20 protein-coding genes are annotated in these 20,147 nt (G+C 73.3%); 12 read left to right on the forward strand and 8 right to left on the reverse strand.

Features of this window, described 5'->3' with window-relative positions; genetic code table 11:
* Positions 1-61 precede the first annotated feature (61 nt).
* Positions 62-1,678: an ABC transporter permease gene (locus AC0VYN_RS00925; protein ID WP_475534361.1), complete on the reverse strand. Its 1,617-nt coding sequence runs from the start codon at positions 1,676-1,678 to the stop codon at positions 62-64.
* The gene (locus tag AC0VYN_RS00930) at positions 1,675-2,583 is read right to left on the reverse strand and encodes an ABC transporter ATP-binding protein (RefSeq protein ID WP_475534362.1); all 909 of its coding nucleotides are present in this window, start codon (positions 2,581-2,583) and stop codon (positions 1,675-1,677) included. The genes AC0VYN_RS00925 and AC0VYN_RS00930 overlap by 4 nt, the downstream gene beginning before the upstream one ends.
* Before the next feature lie 74 nt (positions 2,584-2,657).
* Between AC0VYN_RS00930 and AC0VYN_RS00935 the strand changes: the two genes are divergently transcribed.
* Positions 2,658-3,164 (forward strand): GbsR/MarR family transcriptional regulator, encoded by a 507-nt coding sequence (locus AC0VYN_RS00935; protein WP_475534363.1) that lies wholly within the window; start codon positions 2,658-2,660, stop codon positions 3,162-3,164.
* Here AC0VYN_RS00935 and AC0VYN_RS00940 read toward each other — a convergent pair.
* Positions 3,161-4,051 (reverse strand): diacylglycerol kinase family protein, encoded by an 891-nt coding sequence (locus AC0VYN_RS00940; protein WP_475534364.1) that lies wholly within the window; start codon positions 4,049-4,051, stop codon positions 3,161-3,163. The genes AC0VYN_RS00935 and AC0VYN_RS00940 overlap by 4 nt on opposite strands.
* A 184-nt stretch (positions 4,052-4,235) precedes the next feature.
* Here AC0VYN_RS00940 and AC0VYN_RS00945 point away from each other — a divergent pair, with 184 nt between their 5' ends.
* The 3 genes from AC0VYN_RS00945 (at position 4,236) to AC0VYN_RS00955 (ending at position 6,179) form a co-directional block, all read left to right on the forward strand.
* Positions 4,236-5,519 carry an adenylosuccinate synthase gene (locus AC0VYN_RS00945; RefSeq protein ID WP_475534365.1) on the forward strand — a complete coding sequence of 428 codons (1,284 nt, stop codon included), beginning with the start codon at positions 4,236-4,238 and terminating at the stop codon, positions 5,517-5,519.
* Positions 5,520-5,596: 77 nt separating this feature from the next.
* Positions 5,597-5,797, forward strand: coding sequence for a hypothetical protein (locus AC0VYN_RS00950; RefSeq protein WP_385468408.1), 201 nt, complete (start codon positions 5,597-5,599; stop codon positions 5,795-5,797).
* A gap of 91 nt (positions 5,798-5,888) precedes the next feature.
* Positions 5,889-6,179 carry a hypothetical protein gene (locus AC0VYN_RS00955; RefSeq protein ID WP_475534366.1) on the forward strand — a complete coding sequence of 97 codons (291 nt, stop codon included), beginning with the start codon at positions 5,889-5,891 and terminating at the stop codon, positions 6,177-6,179.
* Between the two features lie 23 nt (positions 6,180-6,202).
* On the opposite strand, the gene AC0VYN_RS00960 is transcribed toward AC0VYN_RS00955, so the two are convergent.
* The 3 genes from AC0VYN_RS00960 to AC0VYN_RS00970 all read right to left on the reverse strand — a co-directional run bounded on the left by AC0VYN_RS00960 (position 6,203) and on the right by AC0VYN_RS00970 (position 9,149).
* The gene (locus tag AC0VYN_RS00960) at positions 6,203-6,853 is read right to left on the reverse strand and encodes a hypothetical protein (RefSeq protein ID WP_385468414.1); all 651 of its coding nucleotides are present in this window, start codon (positions 6,851-6,853) and stop codon (positions 6,203-6,205) included.
* Between the two features lie 130 nt (positions 6,854-6,983).
* On the reverse strand, positions 6,984-7,679 hold the full coding sequence (locus AC0VYN_RS00965; RefSeq protein ID WP_475534367.1) for a GntR family transcriptional regulator: 696 nt from the start codon (positions 7,677-7,679) through the stop codon (positions 6,984-6,986).
* Between the two features lie 114 nt (positions 7,680-7,793).
* Complete coding sequence (locus AC0VYN_RS00970; RefSeq protein ID WP_475534368.1) at positions 7,794-9,149, reverse strand: aminotransferase class III-fold pyridoxal phosphate-dependent enzyme; 1,356 nt, start codon at positions 9,147-9,149, stop codon at positions 7,794-7,796.
* 213 nt (positions 9,150-9,362) lie between these two features.
* On the opposite strand from AC0VYN_RS00970, the gene AC0VYN_RS00975 reads away from it, so the two are divergent.
* Positions 9,363-11,351: a serine/threonine-protein kinase gene (locus tag AC0VYN_RS00975; protein ID WP_475534369.1), complete on the forward strand. Its 1,989-nt coding sequence runs from the start codon at positions 9,363-9,365 to the stop codon at positions 11,349-11,351.
* Positions 11,352-11,633: 282 nt separating this feature from the next.
* On the opposite strand, the gene AC0VYN_RS00980 is transcribed toward AC0VYN_RS00975, so the two are convergent.
* The gene (locus AC0VYN_RS00980) at positions 11,634-12,395 is read right to left on the reverse strand and encodes an SLATT domain-containing protein (RefSeq protein WP_475534370.1); all 762 of its coding nucleotides are present in this window, start codon (positions 12,393-12,395) and stop codon (positions 11,634-11,636) included.
* Positions 12,396-12,671: 276 nt separating this feature from the next.
* Between AC0VYN_RS00980 and AC0VYN_RS00985 the strand changes: the two genes are divergently transcribed.
* From AC0VYN_RS00985 to AC0VYN_RS01015, 7 genes are all read left to right on the forward strand, one after another.
* On the forward strand, positions 12,672-13,013 hold the full coding sequence (locus AC0VYN_RS00985; RefSeq protein WP_451688663.1) for a YbaB/EbfC family nucleoid-associated protein: 342 nt from the start codon (positions 12,672-12,674) through the stop codon (positions 13,011-13,013).
* A gap of 59 nt (positions 13,014-13,072) precedes the next feature.
* Positions 13,073-13,672 carry a recombination mediator RecR gene (recR, locus tag AC0VYN_RS00990; RefSeq protein WP_385468432.1) on the forward strand — a complete coding sequence of 200 codons (600 nt, stop codon included), beginning with the start codon at positions 13,073-13,075 and terminating at the stop codon, positions 13,670-13,672.
* A complete protein-coding gene (locus tag AC0VYN_RS00995; protein ID WP_475534371.1) occupies positions 13,665-14,324 on the forward strand; it encodes a DUF5063 domain-containing protein in 660 nt (219 codons plus the stop codon). The genes recR and AC0VYN_RS00995 overlap by 8 nt, the downstream gene beginning before the upstream one ends.
* Positions 14,325-14,574: 250 nt before the next feature.
* On the forward strand, positions 14,575-15,852 hold the full coding sequence (locus AC0VYN_RS01000) for an aspartate kinase (protein ID WP_385468438.1): 1,278 nt from the start codon (positions 14,575-14,577) through the stop codon (positions 15,850-15,852).
* Entirely contained in the window at positions 15,852-16,928 is a 1,077-nt protein-coding gene (locus AC0VYN_RS01005; protein ID WP_475534372.1) for an aspartate-semialdehyde dehydrogenase, read from the forward strand. Before AC0VYN_RS01000 ends, AC0VYN_RS01005 begins: the two co-directional genes overlap by 1 nt.
* Positions 16,929-17,396: 468 nt before the next feature.
* Positions 17,397-17,972, forward strand: coding sequence for a SigE family RNA polymerase sigma factor (locus AC0VYN_RS01010; RefSeq protein ID WP_475534373.1), 576 nt, complete (start codon positions 17,397-17,399; stop codon positions 17,970-17,972).
* Positions 17,969-19,165 (forward strand): hypothetical protein, encoded by a 1,197-nt coding sequence (locus AC0VYN_RS01015; RefSeq protein WP_475534374.1) that lies wholly within the window; start codon positions 17,969-17,971, stop codon positions 19,163-19,165. The genes AC0VYN_RS01010 and AC0VYN_RS01015 overlap by 4 nt, the downstream gene beginning before the upstream one ends.
* Positions 19,166-19,199: 34 nt before the next feature.
* On the opposite strand, the gene AC0VYN_RS01020 is transcribed toward AC0VYN_RS01015, so the two are convergent.
* Positions 19,200-20,045: an SURF1 family protein gene (locus AC0VYN_RS01020; protein WP_475534375.1), complete on the reverse strand. Its 846-nt coding sequence runs from the start codon at positions 20,043-20,045 to the stop codon at positions 19,200-19,202.
* Between the last annotated feature and the right edge of the window lie 102 nt (positions 20,046-20,147).

Genomic DNA, 20,147 nt, shown 5'->3' on the forward strand with positions numbered 1-20,147 from the left:
GTGGGGGAGGCACCGGCAAGCGCCGGCCCGCGCACCCACCCCGCCGCGCACCGACGGACGGTCACCCCGCGACGTCCCGGCGCCGCAGCCCCGCGAGCCCCACACCCACCAGCACCCCCGCGAGCAGCGTCAGCACCAGCACCGGCGGCCAGCTCATCGCCCCGCCCGGCACCTTCGGCAGATGCCCGAACGGCGACAGACCGAGCACCCCCCGGGGCACGTCCAGCGCCGGCCCGACCCACCCGAGCAGCAGCACCGCTCCCGCGACCCCCCACGCGGCCACCGCGCCCCGCGGCAGCACCCCGTGGAGCAGCACCGCCACCCCGCCGACCACCCACACCGCGGGCACCTGCACCAGACACGCGCCCAGGATCGCCCCGGCGTCCCTGCCGTACCCGGCGGCGAAGCCGAGCCCCGCGAGCAGCATGAGGAGGGCCGCGCCGCCGAAGGCGATCACCAGGTGCCCGGCGGCCCACCGCAGCCGGCCCACGGCCCCGGCGAGCACCGGCTCCGCCCTCCCGGACGTCTCCTCACCGCTCAGCCGCAGCACCGACGCCACCACGTACAGCGCGGCGACCAGCCCGAGCATCCCGACCATCGCCGACACGAAAGCGTCCGCCGGCCCGGCCTGCCCGCCCATCCGCTCGACGACCGCGCGGGCCCGCTCGTTGTCCCCGACCAGATCGGCCGCGCCCTCCGTCAGCCCGCCGTAGACGACCCCGGCGAGGAGGAACCCGGTGCTCCAGCCGAGCACGCCGCCCCGCTGGAGCCGCCAGGCCAGCGCGCCGGCCGTGGCCAGGCGGCCGTGCGCCGGGCCGGGCCGGGCCGGCAGGAAGCTCATGCCGAGGTCCCGGCGCCCCGCCAGCCCGTAGGCCACCGCGCCCTGTGCCACGGCCGCGCCGCCGATCAGCATCAGCACCCACCACCGCTCGGCGGCGAACGCCCGCAGGTTCTCCAGCCAGCCCAGCGGCGACAGCCACGTCAGCACCGACGAACCGTCGTGCTCGGCCGCGTCGCCCGCCGCGCGCAGGACGAAGGCGCCGCCCAGCACGGACGCGGTCAGCCCCCGGGCGAGCCGCGCGCTCTCCGTGAGCTGTGCGACGACCGCCGCCGCCGTGGCGAAGACCATCCCGACGCCCGCGATCCCGAGGCCGAGGGCCACCGCGCCGGCCGCTCCCCGCCCGGCCAGCCCGGCGGCCACCAGGACCGCCAGGACGCCGTTCGCGACCGCCGCCGCCAGCAGGGCCGCGGTCAGCGGGCCACGGCGGCCGACCGCCCCGGACGCGACCAGCTCCTGCCGGCCGCTCTCCTCCTCGTCGCGGGTGTGGCGGACGACGACCAGCAGGCTCATGACGGCCGTGAGGGCGGCGGCGTAGACGCCGACGCGCCAGGCCGTGAGCGCGCCGAGCGAGTCGTCGAAGACGGGGCCGACCATCGCGCGCAGGGAGGCGGTGGCCTCCGTCTGCCGCACCAGGCCGGCGCGCTCGGCCGGGGTGCCGTACAGGCCCTGGAGGGTGCCCGGCATGGAGAGCACCATGAGCGCGTTCACCCCGGCCCAGACGGGGATCAGCACCCGGTCGCGACGCAGGGCGAACCGCAGCAGCGTCCCGGTGCCGGTCAGGTGGCGGGAGCCGCCGGACCGGGCGGCGAAGGCCGTGGTGACGGTCGTGGTGGTCATCGCGGTGCCACCTCCCCGGCCGCCCCGGCGCGGTAGTGCCGCAGGAACAGCTCCTCCAGCGTCGGCGGTGTCGACGTCAGCGACCGCACGCCGGACTCGGTCAGGGACCTGAGCACCGCGTCCAGCCGGTCGTTGTCGACCTGGAGCCGCACCCGGCGTCCCCGGACGTCGAGGCCGTGCACGCCCGGCAGCCGGGCCAGGCCGTCCGGGGCGCCGGCGAGTTCCGCGGTCACGCTGGTCCGGGTCAGGTGGCGCAGGGCGGCGAGCGAACCGCTCTCCACGGTCCGCCCCCTGCGGATGATGCTGACCCGGTCGCACAGCTCCTCGACCTCGCTCAGCAGGTGGGAGGAGAGCAGGACCGTGCGGCCCCGGTCCCGTTCCTCGGCCACGCACCGCTGGAAGACCTCCTCCATCAGCGGGTCGAGACCGCTGGTCGGCTCGTCGAGGATCAGCAGGTCCACGTCCGAGGCGAAGGCGGCGACCAGCGCGACCTTCTGCCGGTTGCCCTTGGAGTACGTACGGCCCTTCCTGGTCGGGTCGAGTTCGAACCGCTCGACCAGTTCCGCCCGGCGCCGGGTGTCGAGGCCGCCGCGCAGCCGCCCGTAGAGGTCGATGACCTCGCCGCCGGAGAGGTTGCGCCACAGCGTCACGTCGCCGGGTACGTACGCGATCCGGCGGTGGGCCTCAACGGCGTCGGCCCACGGGTCGCGACCGAGTACCTGTGCGGCGCCCGAGTCGGCGCGCAGCAGGCCGAGCAGGATGCGGATGGTGGTGGACTTCCCGGCCCCGTTCGGGCCGAGGAAGCCGTGGACCTCGCCGGCTTCGACATCCAGGTCGAGGCCGTCCAGCGCGTGCGTCCGGCCGAACGACTTGTGCAGTCCGGAGACGCTGATTGCCTTCGTCATGATTCGGAAAGTACGCTTCGTTCAGAAGTTTGTGAAGTTAAGAAACCGTCAGGGTCGTGAGGGATGATCGGACGATGACGGAAGAAGCGGATGCGAGGGAGCCGGGGCGCGACCCCGAGGCGGTGTCGAGGTTCGTGGAGGGCTTCGCCGCGCAGCTCGTCGAGGCCGGGATGCAGCGCATGCCGGCCCGGGTGTTCGCCGCGCTGCTCGCCTCCGACTCGGGCTCCCTGACCTCCGCCGAACTGGGCGAGCAGCTCCGGGTCAGCCCCGCTGCCGTCTCGGGGGCCGTCCGTTACCTCGCCCAGCAGCACATGGTGTCGCGGGAGCGGGAACCCGGCTCCCGGCGGGAGCGGTACCGGGTGCACAGCAACCAGTGGTACGAGGCGCTGACCAGCCGCGAGGCGGTCCTCAAGCGGTGGGAGAGCGCCCTGCGCGAGGGCGTCACCAGCCTCGGCGCCGGCACTCCGGCGGGCCGCCGCATGGCCGAGACGCTCGCCTTCTTCGAGTTCGTCGACGGCGAGATCGCGGCCATGATGGAACGCTGGCGCGAGCACCGCGAGAAGACCTTCGGCCCCGGCTAGGGCACCGGGCGCTCCGGCAGGGTCAGCCCCCACGCCCCCTCCCGCGCCACCCACGTCCGCGTCCGCACCGGGCCCGAGACCACCGCGTCGGCCCGGTACCGGTAGTGCGCCCCCGAGACCGTCACCGTCCGCCCCGTCGCCGTCAGCGGTGCCGTCTCCGCGCCCGCCGACAGCGGACGCACCTCCACCTCGGCCAGCCCCCCGGACCCCGGCAGGACCGACACCGCCTCGACCGGCCGGTCCAGATCCACCAGCGTGACCCCGTCGACCTCCACCCGCAGCCGGGCCGGGCCGGCCGTGCCGGGGCCGGCGGCGACCCGGGCCGGCCGCGCGGGGGCCAGCGTCCGGACCAGGGACTGGCAGGTCCGCAGCCAGGGGCGGGCCATGGCGTGCGCGCCGGCGTCGGCCTCCGCGTCCTCGCGCCCCGGGGCCGGCGGGATGCCCACCTCGCCCAGCACCACCCCGTCGCTGTCGTCGACGAGCAGGTCGAGCCGCCGCACCGCCCCGTCCAGCACTGCCCGCGCCGCCGCCACCGCGCCCGTCGGCAGCCCGAGCGACCGGGCGAGGCCGAGCACCGGCCCCACCGGCACCACCGACAGTGCGCACCCCGCCAGCTCCCGCTGCCGGTGCAGCAGCGTGACGGCCCGTAGCAGCGCCCGGTCGTCGCCGATCACGACGGGGTGCCGGGAACCCCGCCTCCGCAACGCCCGCGCGAACTCCTCCGGGTCCTGGGGCAGGCACACCTTGGTGTGCGCCACTCCCGCGCCGAGCACGTCCTTCGCGATCCGGACGGACTCGCCGTCCGTCCGCCGGGCGACCGGATCGACGACCACCAGAAGCTGATCGGGCGTCGCGGATGATCTCGCGGAAGTCGCCACCTCGGCCATGCCTCGCTTCCTCGGGTAGCATCTTTGTGCAAGAGCCCCTTGCGCTATTGCGCCAGGGGCTTCGTCTATTCCGGGGCATCCGGTCCGACGGTTGGCGGCCAACGACGGTCGCGGTGTACGCGGCGGAGACCTCCGCGTACGCCCTCGACCATGGACATGCCCCGCCCGGAAGGGGTGTACGCGCGTGCCCGCACTTGTGCTGCTCGGTGCTCAGTGGGGTGACGAAGGCAAGGGAAAGGCGACGGACCTGCTCGGTGGTTCCGTCGACTATGTGGTGCGCTACCAGGGCGGCAACAACGCCGGCCACACGGTAGTCGTGGGCGACCAGAAGTACGCCCTTCACCTGCTCCCTTCCGGAATCCTGTCTCCCGGCTGCACGCCGGTCATCGGTAACGGCGTCGTCGTCGACCCGTCGGTCCTGTTCTCCGAGCTGAGCGGGCTGAACGAGCGAGGCGTCGACACGTCCAAGCTCCTGATCAGCGGTAACGCGCACATCATCACGCCGTACAACGTCACCGTCGACAAGGTGACGGAACGCTTCCTCGGCAAGCGCAAGATCGGCACCACCGGACGCGGCATCGGCCCGACCTACGCCGACAAGATCAACCGCGTCGGCATCCGCGTCCAGGACCTCTACGACGAGTCGATCCTCACCCAGAAGGTCGAAGCGGCGCTCGACGTCAAGAACCAGATGCTCACCAAGCTCTACAACCGGCGCGCGATCGCCGTCGACCAGGTGGTCGGAGAGCTGCTGGGCTACGCGGAGAAGCTCCGTCCGTACGTCGCCGACACGGTCCTGGTCCTCAACCAGGCCCTGGAGCAGGACAAGGTGGTCCTCTTCGAGGGCGGCCAGGGCACGCTCCTCGACATCGACCACGGCACGTACCCCTTCGTGACCTCGTCGAACCCGACCGCGGGCGGCGCCTGCACCGGCGCCGGCGTGGGCCCGACGAAGATCAGCCGGGTCATCGGCATCCTCAAGGCGTACACGACCCGCGTCGGCGCCGGCCCGTTCCCGACGGAGCTGTTCGACGAGGACGGCGAGGCGCTGCGCCGCATCGGAGGCGAGCGCGGTGTCACCACCGGCCGTGACCGCCGCTGCGGCTGGTTCGACGCGGTGATCGCCCGCTACGCCACCCGCGTGAACGGCCTGACCGACTTCTTCCTCACCAAGCTCGACGTCCTCACCGGCTGGGAGCAGATCCCGGTCTGCGTGGCGTACGAGATCGACGGCAAGCGCGTCGAGGAGCTGCCCTACTCGCAGTCCGACTTCCACCACGCGAAGCCGGTCTACGAGATGCTGCCGGGCTGGAGCGAGGACATCAGCAAGGCGAAGTCCTTCTCCGACCTGCCGAAGAACGCGCAGGCCTACGTCAAGGCGCTCGAGGAGATGTCCGGCGCCCCGATCTCCGCGATCGGCGTGGGCCCGGGCCGGACCGAGACGATCGAGATCAACTCGTTCCTGTAGGCCCACCGGGTCCTCCCGGCTGCCGTTCGGCCCTCCCGGCCGGGCGGCAGCCCCCGGCACGGTGTGGGATCGGGGACATGACCGACCGCGACCGTGCCGCTTCCTGCCAGGGCCCGTACGGCGCCGAGGGCGACCCCGGGAGCTGCGGCGACCCCGTCCGCTTCGAGGTCGCCCGGCACCGCCGGGCACCGCTGAGGGTGTGCCCCGTGCATCTGGGACCGTCGCTGCTGCTGGCCGAAGGCGTGCTCTGGCCACCGGGGATCTCCCTGGTCCGCTGACCTCCGGCGCCGTGCCGGGCCGAGGGGCACGGGCCTCCCGGCGGGCATAGGCTGGCCGTACACGTCGCGTCGGCAGGAGAAGGTGAGTGCGATGCGCGTGATGCTCAAGGCGACGCTGGACACGGAGCGGGCCAACGAGCTCGTCCGCAGCGGCAGGATGTCCGACGTGATGCGGGAGACCCTCGAGCACATCAAGCCGGAGGCGGCGTACTTCGGCGCCCTGGACGGCCGGCGGACGGCGCTGCTCTTCTTCGACATGCAGGACAGCTCCGAACTCCCCGTGCTCAACGAGCGGTTCTTCACCGAGATGAGCGCCGAGGTCGAGGTCTGCCCGATCATGAACGGCGACGACCTGGCGAAGGGGCTCTCGCAGATGCGCTGATCCGCGCCGGCCGGTCCGGCCGGTCAACTGAAGACGATCATCGACCCCTGTGCCAGGCTCCGCGTGGCCGCCGCGTGCAGCCCCAGCCACACATGGCGCTCGCGGGCGAAGGGGCTGGGATCGTACGGCGCCGCCACGGCGGGCTCCTCCAGCTCCGTCGGAGCGAGCGGCGGCTGCGGCGTGGCCGGCGGGTTGGCCGGGTCGATGCCGAGGGCCGGGGCGACGGCCTCCAGTTCCCGCAGGAGGGTGTGCGACGACCCCAACGGGCCGCCGTTCTCCAGGAGTTCGTCGCTGGACAGCGGATGCGGGAAGTCGACCGGGACGTAGGCCCCCGCGTGGTCGTAGTGCCAGACCAGGTGCGACTGCTGGGCCGTCGCCTCGAACATCTCCAGCAACTGCTCGTAGTCCCCGCCGAGTTCGTCCACCGGAGTCACCGGCAGCCCGCACACCTGGAGCAGGTACGCCCGGCGCAGGAAGTGCAGCGCGTCGTAGTCGAAGCCGGCGACCGGGGCGACCTCGCCGGACAGGCCCGGCATGTACTGGTACACCGGCACCGGCGGCAGGCCCGCCTCGGCGAGCACCTTGTCGTATTGCGCGAGTTCCTCGGCGAACGGGTTGTCCGGCGTGTGGCACAGGATGTCGACGAGCGGTACCAGCCACAGGTCACAGGCCAAAAGAGTGCTCCTCACACAGCACAGTGGTCAAGGAAGCGTAGTCGGTGCGCGGTACGTGCGGGTCCCATACCCATCTGGGGCCGCGCCACGACACGTCGGCGCCGGTCGTCCCGCCGGATTCGCCGGCCGCTCATTCCCCGGTGATCCGCTCGATGAGGGCGAGGGAGTGGGCGTTGTAGGCGTCGACGACGGCGCGGGCGGCCGGGGCGTCGCGGCGGGCGAGGGCGTCGACCAGCTCGGTGTGCCCGGACCACAGGGCACCGCGCGGGTCGCCGAGCCGGCGCAGGTGCCGCACCGTGCACACCCAGCTCTGCAGGCGCAGCCGGTGCAGGAAGTCGGAGAGGTAGGGGTTGCCGAACAGAAGCGCCAGTTCCCGCCAGTAGCGCAGGTCGTAGCCGATGAGGACGGTGAGGTCCCCGGCCACGGCGGCGCGCTGGGCCTCCTCGCCGCGGCGGCGCACCCCCGAGAGGGCGGCGACGAGCCGCTGGCCCGAGGGGAAGCGCAGGCCCTGGTGGTCCTCGTCGAGGGCGACGAACATCCCGTCGGTGACGAGGCTGCGGGCCTCGATCATGCCGCGGAAGTCGGCGACGGAGTACTCGTGCACGCGGAAGCCGCGGTGGTGGTCGGTGTCGAGGAGCCCCTGTGCGGACAGGTCGACCAGGGCCTCGCGCACGGGCGTCGCGGACACCCCGTACTGCTCGGCGATCTCCTTGACGGTGAACTCCTGCCCGGGCAGGAGCCGTCCGGCCAGCACCTCGTCGCGGAGCGCGTCGGCGATCTGGCGCCGCAGGGTGCTGCGTGTCACGGCGCCGCTGGGGCCGGGCATGGTCGAACGTCTCCTCGTAGGGTGCGGGCGGCGTGCTCGTACACCTGTCCAGCGTGTACGAGCACGTCACCTTACGCGCCCCGGGGGCCCGCGAGGCCGGCCGTACGGCGGTGCTTACTCCGTGTACTCGTCCGCCACGGACAGTGCCCTGTCCAGCGCCGCCAGGCCCTCCTTGAGCTCCGCCTCGCCGATGTTGCACGGCGGCACCACGTGGGTCCGGTTCATGTTCACGAACGGCCACACGCCGTGGGCCTTGGCGGAGGCGGAGAACGCGGCCATCGGGGTGTTGTCCTGGCCGGTCGCGTTGTACGGCACCAGCGGCTCCCGGGTCTCCCGGTTCCTGACCAGCTCCAGCGCCCAGAACATGCCGGTGCCGCGCACGTCGCCGACGCTGGGGTGGCGCTCGGCCAGGTCCCGCAGCGCGGGCCCGACGACCTCGGCGCCGAGTCGTGCCGCGTGCTCGACTACGCCCTCCTCCGCCATCACGTTGATCGTGGCGACGGCGGCGGCGCAGGCCAGCGGGTGCCCGGAGTACGTCAGCCCGCCGGGGTACGGCCGCTCGGCGAACGTCTCGGCGATCCGCGCGGAGATCGCGACGCCGCCCAGTGGGACGTAGCCCGAGTTCACGCCCTTGGCGAAGGTCATCAGGTCCGGCACGACGTCGTAGAGGTCCGCGGCGAACCAGGTGCCGGTGCGCCCGAAGCCGGCCATGACCTCGTCCAGGACGAAGACGATCCCGTACTTGTCGCAGAGCTCGCGCACCCCGGCCAGGTAGCCCGCCGGCGGCATCATGATCCCCGCCGTGCCCGGGATCGTCTCCAGGATGATCGCCGCGATCGTCGCCGGGCCCTCGAAGACGATCGTCGACTCCAGGTGCTCCAGCGCCCGCTCGCACTCCTGCTCCTCGGTCTCGGCGTAGAAGCGCGAGCGGTACAGGAACGGCGCCCAGAAGCGCACGACACCGGCCGTGCCGCTGTCCGAGGCCCAGCGGCGCGGGTCGCCGGTGATGTTGATGGCCTGCTGGGTGCCGCCGTGGTACGAGCGGTACGCCGACAGCACCTTCGGCCGCCCGGTGTGCAGCCGCGCCATGCGCACGGCGTGCTCGACGGCGTCCGCGCCGCCGTTGGTGAAGAAGATCTTGTCCAGGTCGCCCGGCGTCCGCCCGGCGATCAGCCGCGCGGCCTCCGCGCGGGCCTCGACGGCGAACGCGGGCGCGAACGTCGTCATCCGCGCGGCCTGCTCCTGGATCGCGGCGACGACCTTGGGGTGCTGGTAGCCGATGTTGGTGTAGACGAGACCGCTGGCGAGGTCGAGGTAGCGCTTGCCGTCGTAGTCCCAGAAGTACGACCCCTCGGCGCCCGCGACGGCGAGCGGGTCGATCAGCTCCTGGGCGGACCAGGAGTGGAAGACGTGCGCGCGGTCCGCGGCCTTCACGGCGGCGCCGGCCTGGGGATTGGGCTGAAGGGTCATGCGGCCGAGGGTAGATGTCCGCGATGCGGAAAAGGAATCGGCGTCCTGTCTGCGGTCGGGGGCTTTCCACGACAGGTTGTCCACGCGGCGCGGACCGGGCCGCTGTCTCGCGCGCGCTTGTTACGGAACCGTAGACACAGCGTCCGCGCCCCGCGGTGCCGCCCCGCACTATCCTCGGGATGTTGCTCACGTGCGGGGGGAAGGCGGCGCAACATGCAAGAGCTCGGGGGCGGGGACCCGCAGCACATCGGGGCCTACCGGCTGCTGGGACGGCTCGGTGCGGGCGGCATGGGTCAGGTCTACCTCGCCCGGTCGGACCGCGGACGCACCGTCGCCGTCAAGCTGGTGCGCGAGGAACTGGCCGCACAGGAGGAGTTCCGCCAGCGGTTCCGCCAGGAGGTCGAGTCCGCGCGCCGGGTCGGCGGGTACTGGACGGCGCCCGTGCTGGACGCCGACACCGAGGCCGCCGTGCCGTGGGTCGCCACCGGATACGTCGCCGGGCCCAGCCTCCAGCAGGTCGTCGGGCACGACCACGGCGCCCTCCCGGAGCGCTCGGTACGGATCCTGGCGGCCGGGCTCGCGCACGCCCTCCAGGACATCCACGCCGCCGGGATCGTGCACCGCGACCTCAAGCCGTCCAACGTGCTCGTCACCATCGACGGCCCCCGCGTCATCGACTTCGGCATCGCGCGGGCCCTGGAGACGGTGACCGACGGCGGGCTCACCCGCACCGGCGCGCTCGTCGGCTCGCCCGGCTTCATGGCGCCCGAGCAGGTGCGCGGCGACCGGATCACGCCCGCCTGCGACGTCTTCTGCCTCGGCTCGGTCCTCGCCTACGCCGCCACCGGCGTCCTGCCCTTCGGCACCGCCAACAGCGGCGTGCACGCGCTGATGTTCCGCATCGCCCAGGAGGAACCCGGTCTGGAGGGCGTGCCCGAGGGCATCGCCGACCTGGTCCGCGACTGCCTGAGGAAGGACCCGGCGGCCCGTCCCTCCCTCGCCGCGGTGCTGGAACGCACGGGCGCGCAGGACACCGTCTCGCAGGGCCGGTCCACGGACCCGTGGCTGCCCGGTGCGCTGGTGGCCCAGCTCGGCCGGCACGCGGTACGGCTGCTGGACACGGAGAACCCGGAGAACCCGTCGGACGCGGGAGCCGCGGGAGCCGCGGGAGGCGCAGGAGGCGCGGGAGGCGCGGTCCCGCCGGTACCGGCGTCGCCGCCCGCCGTGGGATCCGCCGCGGCCGGGTCCGCCGCCGGGGCCGGGTCACCGGGGCAGACACCCGCGGCCGGCCCCGGCGACCCCGCCCAGGCGCCGCCGCCCCCGCGGCAGCCGGGCAGCGGCGCGCCGGCGAACCACCTCCCCACGCTCGTGGTGGGCGGCCCGGGCACCCCGGCGCCCCCGCCCGCTGGCCCCGCGCCCGCGTCCGGCCACCCGCAACCGCACCCCTCCCCGCCGCCCGCGCACGGCTACGCCCCCGCACCGCCCTGGATCCAGCCGCCCGGGGCGCAGGGTGTGCCGCCGCACCACCCGTACGGCGGCCTCGGCTCTACCCCGCCCTACGGGCCGGCGCCCGGCGGCACCACGCCGTACGGACCGGCGCCCTACCCGCCTCCGCGGGAACCGTCCCGGAGGGGCCGCTCCACCGCGCTGCTGGGCGTCGTCGCCCTCGTCGTCGCGCTCGGGGCGGGCGGCTCGGTCTACGCGCTGATGAGCGGCGGCAAGGACGACGACGGGGCCGGCGGCGATCCGACGACCGCGTCGACCGCCCCGGAGACCCCGGGCACCGACACGGCCGGACCGGCCCCGACCGACGGCACGCCGAGCCCGGCGGACACCCCGACGTCCCCGGACGGCACGGTCCCGGCCGCGTACCTGGGCACATGGGCCACGACCATCGACAACGCCTCCGGCGTGCACACCCGCCGGCTGACCATCCAGCAGGGCGAGGCCGGCGACACGGTCATGTCCCTCGTCGCCGACGGACCCGCCGGCAACGGCACCTACCACTGCGTCTTCGAGGCCGACCTGACCACCGACCCGGGCACCGACGGCCCCCTGCGCCTGGGCCCCTCCACGGTGACGACGGGCCCGGCCTCGTCCTGCACCCCGGGAGAACCCACCGAGGTCACCGTCCAGCCGAACGGCACCCTCACCCGCACCAACACCACAACAGGAGAATCCCTGACCTACACCCCGGAGTAGAGGCCCGCCACCCCGCCCCAGCTACGGTCGGTCGTGCCGCCCCAGCTGTGTCAGTCGCGCCGTCCCAGCTGCGGGCAGTCGTGCCTCCCCCAGTGCCTGAACGGCCTGGGAGGTACCCCCAGGGGCGGCACGGGTGGGCGGTGGGGGTCCCCCCGCTCGAGCGAAGCCGAGAGTGGGGGAGGCACCCCGCAACGCCGGGCAGAGCGACCCACCCCCGCCCCGCACCAGCACAGGGCACCCCCGAACACCGGCCCACCACAGGAACCCCCAGGCCCCCGCCCCTCACCTCGGCTCGGGCGGCCGCTGCCGAGGCATGTTCGGCCGAGCCCCGTTCGGCGCCACGGAAAACCTCCCCGGCACCCCCGCCCCCGCGTCCGGCCGCCCCCCGCCGTCCCCCACCACCTGCAACCCCAACGGCGCCGCCCCGCTCCGGAAACCCACCATCCAGTCGGCCGTCTCCGCCCGCACCAGCTCCGTCACGTCCTCCGTGAACCGCCGCAGCACCCCCAGGCACCGCTCGGCCGCCTCACTCGCCGTCCCGTCCGCCGGCCCCAGCACCTCCCGGACGCTCTCCGACGCCCAGTCGAACTGCAGCGCCTGCAACCGCCGCTGCACCGCCTGCGCCGTCGCCACGTCCCGCATCCACCCGGAGGTCACCCCGAAGTACCGGTCCCCGGCCACGCACGCCGCCCCGAGCAGCAGCGCGAGATACCCCCAGGGCGCGCCCCCGCCCGCGACCCCCGTCATGTCCAGCAGCGGCAGCACCGCCCCGGCGAGCGCCCCCACCGCGGTCCCGCCCCGCAACAGCCGTGCCCCCCGCCGCTTCCACACCCGGTCCGTGAGATACCAGGCCGCCGTCTCCAGCGCACCCCGCTCCACCCACCGGTACAGCTCGTCCAGCCGCTCCGCGGGCAGCGCCCAGTCGCCGAGCGGCAGCGCCCGTCCGGCCAGGTCGTCGCCCGGTGACGCCGCGGCCGCGGCAGGGCCCTCGCCGCGCGGCCCGTCCTGCGGCGGCCCCTCGGGCTGCATCTCCGGCTGACCCACCCGGCACTCCCTACTGCTCACCGTCCGTGACGACGCCGCCGCGCTCGGGCGGCACCCGAGGCTGACGCGCCGGATCCTTCCTACCGCCCAATGGGTGGCGCGGAACCGGTTTCGGCCGCTTCTCCGCCCGGAAGAGGGCCTTGATCAGGTAGAGGACGCGCGCCACAGTCACTCGAAAGAGTGCTTGGGCGAGGGCCGCCCGGACCACGTAGGCTCGTGCCGAACGGGAAACAACCCGCCGCGGCGGCGCGGCGACAGCGGTGACAGGAGCTGAACGTGATCCCCGGTGGTGGCCAGCCCAACATGCAGCAGCTGCTCCAGCAGGCCCAGAAGATGCAGCAGGACCTCGCGAAGGCGCAGGAGGAACTGGCGCAGACGGAGGTCGACGGACAGGCGGGCGGGGGCCTGGTGCAGGCCACCGTCACGGGCTCCGGCGAGCTGCGCGGTCTCCGGATCGACCCGAAGGCGGTGGACCCGGAGGACACCGAGACCCTCGCCGACCTGATCGTCGCCGCCGTGCAGGCGGCCAACGAGAACGCGCAGAGCCTCCAGCAGCAGAAGCTGGGCCCCCTCGCCCAGGGCCTGGGCGGCAGCGGCATCCCGGGCCTGCCTTTCTAAGACGGGCCGGGGACCTCTACCGTACGTAGTGCAGGAACCTCAGGAAGGACGGCAGTCCGTTGTACGAAGGCGTGGTCCAGGACCTCATCGACGAGCTGGGGCGGCTGCCCGGCGTCGGTCCCAAGAGCGCGCAGCGGATCGCCTTCCACATCCTTCAGGCGGAACCGACCGACGTCCGGCGCCTCGCCCAGGCGCTCATGGAGGTCAAGGCCAAGGTCCGCTTCTGCGCGACCTGCGGGAACGTCGCGCAGGAGGAGCGGTGCAACATCTGCCGCGACGCGCGCCGTGACCCCTCCGTCATCTGCGTGGTCGAGGAGCCGAAGGACGTCGTCGCCATCGAGCGCACCCGCGAGTTCCGCGGCCGTTACCACGTGCTCGGCGGCGCGATCAGCCCGATCGACGGAGTGGGCCCGGACGACCTGCGGATCCGTGAGCTGCTCGCGCGCCTGGCGGACGGCACGGTCACGGAACTGATCCTGGCCACGGACCCGAATCTGGAGGGCGAGGCCACGGCCACGTATCTCGCCCGCATGATCAAGCCCATGGGCCTCAAGGTCACCCGCCTGGCCAGCGGCCTCCCTGTGGGTGGCGACCTGGAGTACGCGGACGAGGTGACCCTCGGCCGCGCCTTCGAGGGGAGACGACTCCTAGATGTCTGACGCCACGCTGCACGCCACCGACCACAACCCCGACGACTTCGCGGTCCAGATCGCCGACCAGATCGAGAGCTTCCTGGTCGCGGTCACGGAAGTGGCCAAGGGTGACGAACCGGACTCGGCCGTCCCCTTCCTCCTCCTGGAGGTCTCCCAGCTCCTGCTGGCCGGCGGGCGCCTGGGCGCCCACGAGGACATCGTCCCCGACGAGCGGTACGAGCCCGACCTGGGCCCGGAGCTGGACGTGGACGAGCTCCGCGAGAACCTCGCCCGTCTCCTCGAACCGATCGACGTCTACTCCGAGGTCTTCGACCCCTACGAGCCGCGCAGGGCCCCCGTCCCGGCCCGCATCTCCGACGACCTCACCGACGTCATCACCGACCTCCGCCACGGCATGGCCCACTACAAGGCGGGCCGCACCACGGAGGCCCTGTGGTGGTGGCAGTTCTCCTACTTCTCCAACTGGGGCTCCACGGCCTCGGCGACCCTGCGGGCGCTCCAGTCGGTGGTCGCCCACGTCCGTCTGAACCAGCCCCTCGAGGAGCTGGACGGCCTCGACACCGACCAGGACGTCGGTGACGACGCCCTGGAGCGGGAGGCCGGCCGGGTCATGGTGCAGGAGATCGCGGGCCCCCTGGGCCTCCGTCCGGTCAAGTAGGGGCACCCGCCCGAGAGGGCGAAGCAGGCGTGCGGGACGTGCCGGTCGGGGCACACCATGGCTTTTGTGAACGTGTGACACAGGGCACTTTCCCGAGTGACCCGGGTCCTCCTGGGCATGAGCCAGCCTGAGCGAGTACCCGGTCTCACCATGCGATACCGCAAGGGGGGATTTCGGACGCTCGATAGAATGAACCGACCGCAGTACAGGTACGTACGTGCGGAAACAGACGGATGAGCGAGGAGCGCACGTGGGCCTTGTCGTGCAGAAGTACGGAGGCTCCTCCGTAGCCGATGCCGAGGGCATCAAGCGCGTCGCCAAGCGGATCGTGGAAGCGAAGAAGAACGGCAACCAGGTGGTCGCCGTCGTTTCCGCGATGGGCGACACGACGGACGAGCTGATCGATCTCGCGGAGCAGGTTTCCCCGATTCCCGCCGGGCGCGAGCTCGACATGCTGCTGACCGCCGGAGAGCGTATCTCCATGGCCCTGCTGGCCATGGCGATCAAAAACCTGGGGCACGAGGCCCAGTCGTTCACCGGCAGCCAGGCAGGAGTCATCACCGACTCGGTCCACAACAAGGCCCGGATCATCGACGTCACGCCGGGCCGCATCCGCACCTCGGTGGACGAGGGCAACATCGCCATCGTGGCCGGCTTCCAGGGTGTCAGCCAGGACAGCAAGGACATCACCACGCTGGGCCGGGGCGGCTCGGACACCACGGCCGTCGCGCTCGCCGCCGCGCTCGACGCGGACGTCTGCGAGATCTACACCGACGTCGACGGCGTGTTCACCGCCGACCCGCGCGTGGTGAAGAAGGCGAAGAAGATCGACTGGATCTCCTTCGAGGACATGCTGGAACTCGCCGCCTCCGGTTCCAAGGTGCTCCTCCACCGCTGCGTGGAGTACGCCCGCCGGTACGACATCCCGATCCACGTGCGGTCCAGCTTCAGTGGACTGCAGGGCACGTGGGTCAGCAGCGAGCCGATCAAGCAAGGGGAAAAGCAGGTGGAGCAGGCCCTCATCTCCGGAGTCGCGCACGACACGTCGGAGGCCAAGATCACGGTCGTCGGCGTGCCGGACAAGCCGGGTGAGGCGGCCGCGATCTTCCGGGCGATCGCCGACGCCCAGGTCAACATCGACATGGTCGTGCAGAACGTGTCCGCCGCGTCCACGGGCCTGACGGACATCTCCTTCACCCTGCCGAAGTCCGAGGGCCGCAAGGCCATCGACGCGCTCGAGCGCAACCGCCCCGGCATCGGCTTCGACTCCCTGCGCTACGACGACCAGATCGGGAAGATCTCGCTGGTGGGCGCCGGGATGAAGACCAACCCGGGCGTCACCGCCGACTTCTTCACCGCGCTGTCCCAGGCGGGCGTGAACATCGAGCTCATCTCGACCTCCGAGATCCGCATCTCGGTCGTCACCCGCAAGGACGACGTGAACGAGGCCGTGCGCGCCGTGCACACCGCCTTCGGGCTGGACTCCGACAGCGACGAGGCCGTCGTCTACGGAGGCACCGGGCGCTGATGTCCGACATCCCGGGCGCCGGGCGCTCCGGACGGCCGACCCTGGCCGTCGTCGGAGCGACCGGCGCCGTCGGTTCGGTGATGCTCCAGATCCTGTCCCAGCATGCGGACATCTGGGGTGACATCCGTCTGATCGCCTCGCCCCGCTCGGCCGGCCGCAAGCTCGCCGTGCGCGGTGAGGAGGTCGAGGTGACGGCCCTGACCGAGGAGGCCTTCGACGGGGTCGACGTCGCCATGTTCGACGTCCCCGACGAGGTGGCCGCCCGGTGGGCGCCGGTCGCCGCCGCCAAGGGCGTGGTGGTGGTCGACAACTCGGGCGCGTTCCGGATGGACCCGGACGTGCCCCTCGTCGTGCCCGAGGTCAATCCGCACGCGGTGCGGATGCGGCCGCGCGGCATCGTCGCCAACCCCAACTGCACGACGCTGTCCATGATCGTGGCGCTGGGCGCGCTGCACGCCGAGTTCGGGCTGCGCGAGCTGGTCGTCTCCTCGTACCAGGCGGTGAGCGGGGCCGGGCGGGACGGCGTGGACACGCTGCGCCGGCAGCTGTCCCTCGTGGCCGGCACCGAGCTGGGGGTCCACCCCGGCGACGTGCGGCGGGCCGTGGGCGACGACACCGGGCCGTTCCCGGAGCCGGTCGCCCTGAACGTCGTGCCGTGGGCCGGGGCGCTGCGCGAGGACGGCTGGTCGTCGGAGGAGATGAAGGTGCGGGACGAGTCCCGCAAGATCCTCGGACTGCCGCGGCTGCCGGTGGCGGTGACGTGCGTACGGGTCCCCGTGGTCACCACGCACTCCCTGACCGTGCACGCCCGCTTCGAGGGCGAGGTCACCGTCGACCGGGCCCGCGAGATCCTGGCCACCGCGCCCGGCGTCGTCCTCTTCGACAACCCGGCCGCCGGTGAGTTCCCCACCCCCGCCGACGTGGTCGGCACCGACCCGACCTGGGTGGGCCGGGTGCGGCGGGCCCTGGACGACCCGACGGCGCTCGAGCTCTTCGTGTGCGGGGACAACCTGCGCAAGGGGGCCGCGCTGAACACCGCGCAGATCGCCGAACTGGTCGCGGCCGAGTTCGGCTGACCGGGCGGCGCGCGAAAAGCCCTGGCCGCCGTGGGGTTGCTTTGTAGGATCCATGAGCGAGATGTGATCCGGAAGTCGGTCCGGACCACTTGTACCCGGCAGCCCTGACATCAGAGGATTTCCTCCCCGCCCTCCGCAACCGTGCGAAGGGCGGGGAGCGTCTTTGCGGTCACCCATCCAGGACGCGGGGGCGCGCGACCGGCGCGGGGGCGCCGGGAGCGGGCGTGGGGACGCTCGTTCACATGGGACATAAGGGAAGAGCGGGACGATGAGGGCCTATGACGCACCGTCAGTCGGACACCTGCCCGGCGGACACGGGAACGTGACGCCCGGCACGTACAACCCTCACGGGGTCGGACGTGTCCAACTGGCGTGGCAGAGGTACTCGAATTCACCGCAGCGCGTGGTCCCGCCGTGCGGGCCCCCGTCCGGCCGGTCCGTCCCCGTGCGGCCGGCGCGGCCGGTGGCATGCCGGTGATCGCGCCGATGCCCGCTGCGCGGCCGGCCCGCATACCGAATCAGCGTGACGGCGCCGAGGACGTCGTGGCGGCGGGCACCACCGTCGACCACCTCACCGAGACCTACCGCGCCCACTACCGGTCGCTGCTCGGTCTCGCCGCCCTCCTCCTCGACGACACCGCGTCCTGCGAGGACGTCGTCCAGGAGGCCTTCATCCGCGTCCACTCGGCGCGCAAGCGCGTGCGCGACCCCGAGAAGACGCTGGCCTACCTGCGGCAGACCGTCGTCAACCTCTCGCGCTCGGCACTGCGCCGCCGCATCCTCGGCCTCAAGCTGCTCTCGAAGCCCATGCCGGACATGGCGAGCGCGGAGGAGGGCGCCTACGACCAGCTGGAGCGCGACTCCCTGATCAAGGCGATGAAGGGACTCCAGCGCCGCCAGCGCGAGGTCCTGGTCCTGCGCTACTTCGCCGACATGACCGAGGCCCAGGTCGCCGAGACGCTCGGCGTATCGCTGGGCTCGGTGAAGGCGTACGGATCGCGCGGCATCGCGGCGCTCCGGGTGGCCATGGAGGCGCCGGCATGAGCGGCGACGGCAACGAGGCACGGAGCGAGGCCCCCGAGGGCCGTGACGCCGACGACGCCCGCGAGGGCCACGACGCCCACGAACCGGCCGAGCCGGCCGGGCACGAGCCGAAGCACACGCACGCTGGGAACGGAACTGTGAACGACGGCCCCGCCGACAAGGGCCCCGGCACGGAGGGCCCCGCCGGGCTCGCCGCCGACGAGCTGGCGCTGCGCAGGATGCTGCACAGCGCCGTGCGGGACATGGAGCCGAGCGACGGCACCCTGGACCTCCTCCGCCGGGCGGTACCGGCGCGGCGGGCCCGCAAGCGCCAGGCCGTGGTCGGCATGGCCGCCGCCGCCCTGTTCATCGGCACGGCGGTCCCCGCCCTGGTCCACGTGACCAAGTCCACCGGCCCCGGTGCCGACCCGTCCGTGGCCGGCAACGCCTCGCAGGCGCAGGGCGGCACCAGCCAGGGGAAGGACCCGGCGGGCGGCGAGAGCGGCATTGCCGGCTCCTCCGGGCGCACCGAGGACAAGGAGGAGTCCGGCCCGACGCAGCGGCCGAAGGACGAGGAGACCGGCGCCGCCACGGGTTCGGCCACCGGCGCCGGCCCCTCCGCGAGCAGTCCCGCGGACCTCCCGGCGTGCCTGGCGCAGCAGCTCGGCCCGGCCGTCGCGAGCAGCGCCGACCCCGACTCCGCGGGCGCCGTCTACGGCTCCTTCCGCGTCACCAACGTCTCCCCGGACGGCTGCACCGTCACCGGTCCCGGCAGCGTGGCCGTCACCCCGCAGGGCGCGGCGGACCCGGCCAGGATCGGCACGGCCCGGCACACGGCCGGCGACGCCGCGGCGGCGCTGCCCGACCCGTCGCTGGAGTCGGCCCCGCGGACGCTGGCGTCCGGGGCCTCCTACGAGGTGCGGTTCGCCTGGGTCCCCTCGGAGACCTGTCCGACCACCGGCGGCGGCACGGGAGGCGGCTCCGGCGATCCCACGCCCGACCCGACGCCCACCGGGGACCCGACCGCCACCGCCGGCACCTCCACCGGCGGGGACACCGGCACCACGACCCAGTTGGTCACCACGGAGGGGCCGGCCGAAGGCAGCGTGACGGTGTCCTACACCCCGGAGACGGGTTCGGGACCGGCCGCGGTCACGGTGCCCCACGCGTGCGCGGGGACCGTGTACTGGACGGGAGTGCTGGCCGGTACGTGACCGGCGGGCCGGGCGGTGCCCGGCGCGTCCGTGCTCAGACGCCGGACGGGCTGGGCCGGGGCTCCCGCTCGGCGTCGGCGGCGGTCCCGTCTGCGTTCCCGGCGTTCCCGGCGTTCCCGGCGTCCGGGACGATGCCCAGTTCCGCGTCCCGGGCGAGCTCCGCCTCCCGGCGCAGCAGCCGGAACCACATGAAGACGACGAAGCCCACGAAGGCGAACCACTCGGCGGTGTAACCGAGGTTCTGGAAGGCCTTCAGGTCCAGTCCGGTGTTCTGCGGCGCGCTCACCGGCACGGCCCGCATCCCGGAGTCGCCCGTGTTGAGCGTGACCCACCCGTCGTACACGTCGTACGGCACGAGGTTCACCAGCGACGCCGCGCTGATCACGCCCGTCTGGCCCTGCGGCCACCCGGAGCGGGAGCTGACGCCGTTGTTGCCGGGCGTCTCGGACGCCTGGAGCGCGCCGGTGACGGTGACCTCGCCGGCGGGCGGGGCCGGGGCCTTCGCCGGGTCGGGTTCGCCGGGCAGCCAGCCCCGCACGACGGGCAGTGCCCGGCCGGCGTCGGTGCGCAGCAGGGTGAGGACGTAGTACCCCTGCCGGTCGTCCAGCTTCCGGTCGGGCACGAGGAGCTGTTCGCCGTACCGGCCGCTCACGGTGGCCTGCTTGCCGACCGTCGCCTGGTCGACGGGCAGCAGCTCGGCCAGCGGGCGGGCCGCCTCCCGCCGGGCCGACTCCGCCTGGGTGGTGGCGCTGTTGTGGTCCTGCACCCGGTCCTCGAACCGGCCCAGCTGCCACGACCCCATGAAGATGCAGAAGGGGATGGCGAGCACGACGAAGACGTTGATTCCCCACCATCGGGGGGTCAGCAGAAACCGGTACACGCCCCCACGGTACGGGGCGCGCGCCGGTGATCCGCCCGCGGGGCCGTGGATGAACGAGGTTGTCCACAGGCTGGGGATCCGATCCGCGCGTTGTCGCCGCGA

The organism is Streptomyces sp. 63XJN7_1_ISO-PGPR-S23-121 (genome assembly GCF_056173025.1).

What these genes read in the sequence shown, in the direction of transcription:
- AC0VYN_RS00925 (WP_475534361.1), bottom strand. Translation starts at nt 1,678, where the DNA reads ATGACCACCACGACCGTCACCACGGCCTTCGCCGCCCGGTCCGGCGGC.
- AC0VYN_RS00930 (WP_475534362.1), bottom strand. Translation starts at nt 2,583, where the DNA reads ATGACGAAGGCAATCAGCGTCTCCGGACTGCACAAGTCGTTCGGCCGG.
- AC0VYN_RS00935 (WP_475534363.1), top strand. Translation starts at nt 2,658, where the DNA reads ATGACGGAAGAAGCGGATGCGAGGGAGCCGGGGCGCGACCCCGAGGCG.
- AC0VYN_RS00940 (WP_475534364.1), bottom strand. Translation starts at nt 4,051, where the DNA reads ATGGCCGAGGTGGCGACTTCCGCGAGATCATCCGCGACGCCCGATCAG.
- AC0VYN_RS00950 (WP_385468408.1), top strand. Translation starts at nt 5,597, where the DNA reads ATGACCGACCGCGACCGTGCCGCTTCCTGCCAGGGCCCGTACGGCGCC.
- AC0VYN_RS00955 (WP_475534366.1), top strand. Translation starts at nt 5,889, where the DNA reads ATGCGCGTGATGCTCAAGGCGACGCTGGACACGGAGCGGGCCAACGAG.
- AC0VYN_RS00965 (WP_475534367.1), bottom strand. Translation starts at nt 7,679, where the DNA reads ATGCCCGGCCCCAGCGGCGCCGTGACACGCAGCACCCTGCGGCGCCAG.
- AC0VYN_RS00970 (WP_475534368.1), bottom strand. Translation starts at nt 9,149, where the DNA reads ATGACCCTTCAGCCCAATCCCCAGGCCGGCGCCGCCGTGAAGGCCGCG.
- AC0VYN_RS00975 (WP_475534369.1), top strand. Translation starts at nt 9,363, where the DNA reads ATGCAAGAGCTCGGGGGCGGGGACCCGCAGCACATCGGGGCCTACCGG.
- AC0VYN_RS00995 (WP_475534371.1), top strand. Translation starts at nt 13,665, where the DNA reads ATGTCTGACGCCACGCTGCACGCCACCGACCACAACCCCGACGACTTC.
- AC0VYN_RS01005 (WP_475534372.1), top strand. Translation starts at nt 15,852, where the DNA reads ATGTCCGACATCCCGGGCGCCGGGCGCTCCGGACGGCCGACCCTGGCC.
- AC0VYN_RS01010 (WP_475534373.1), top strand. Translation starts at nt 17,397, where the DNA reads ATGCCGGTGATCGCGCCGATGCCCGCTGCGCGGCCGGCCCGCATACCG.
- AC0VYN_RS01015 (WP_475534374.1), top strand. Translation starts at nt 17,969, where the DNA reads ATGAGCGGCGACGGCAACGAGGCACGGAGCGAGGCCCCCGAGGGCCGT.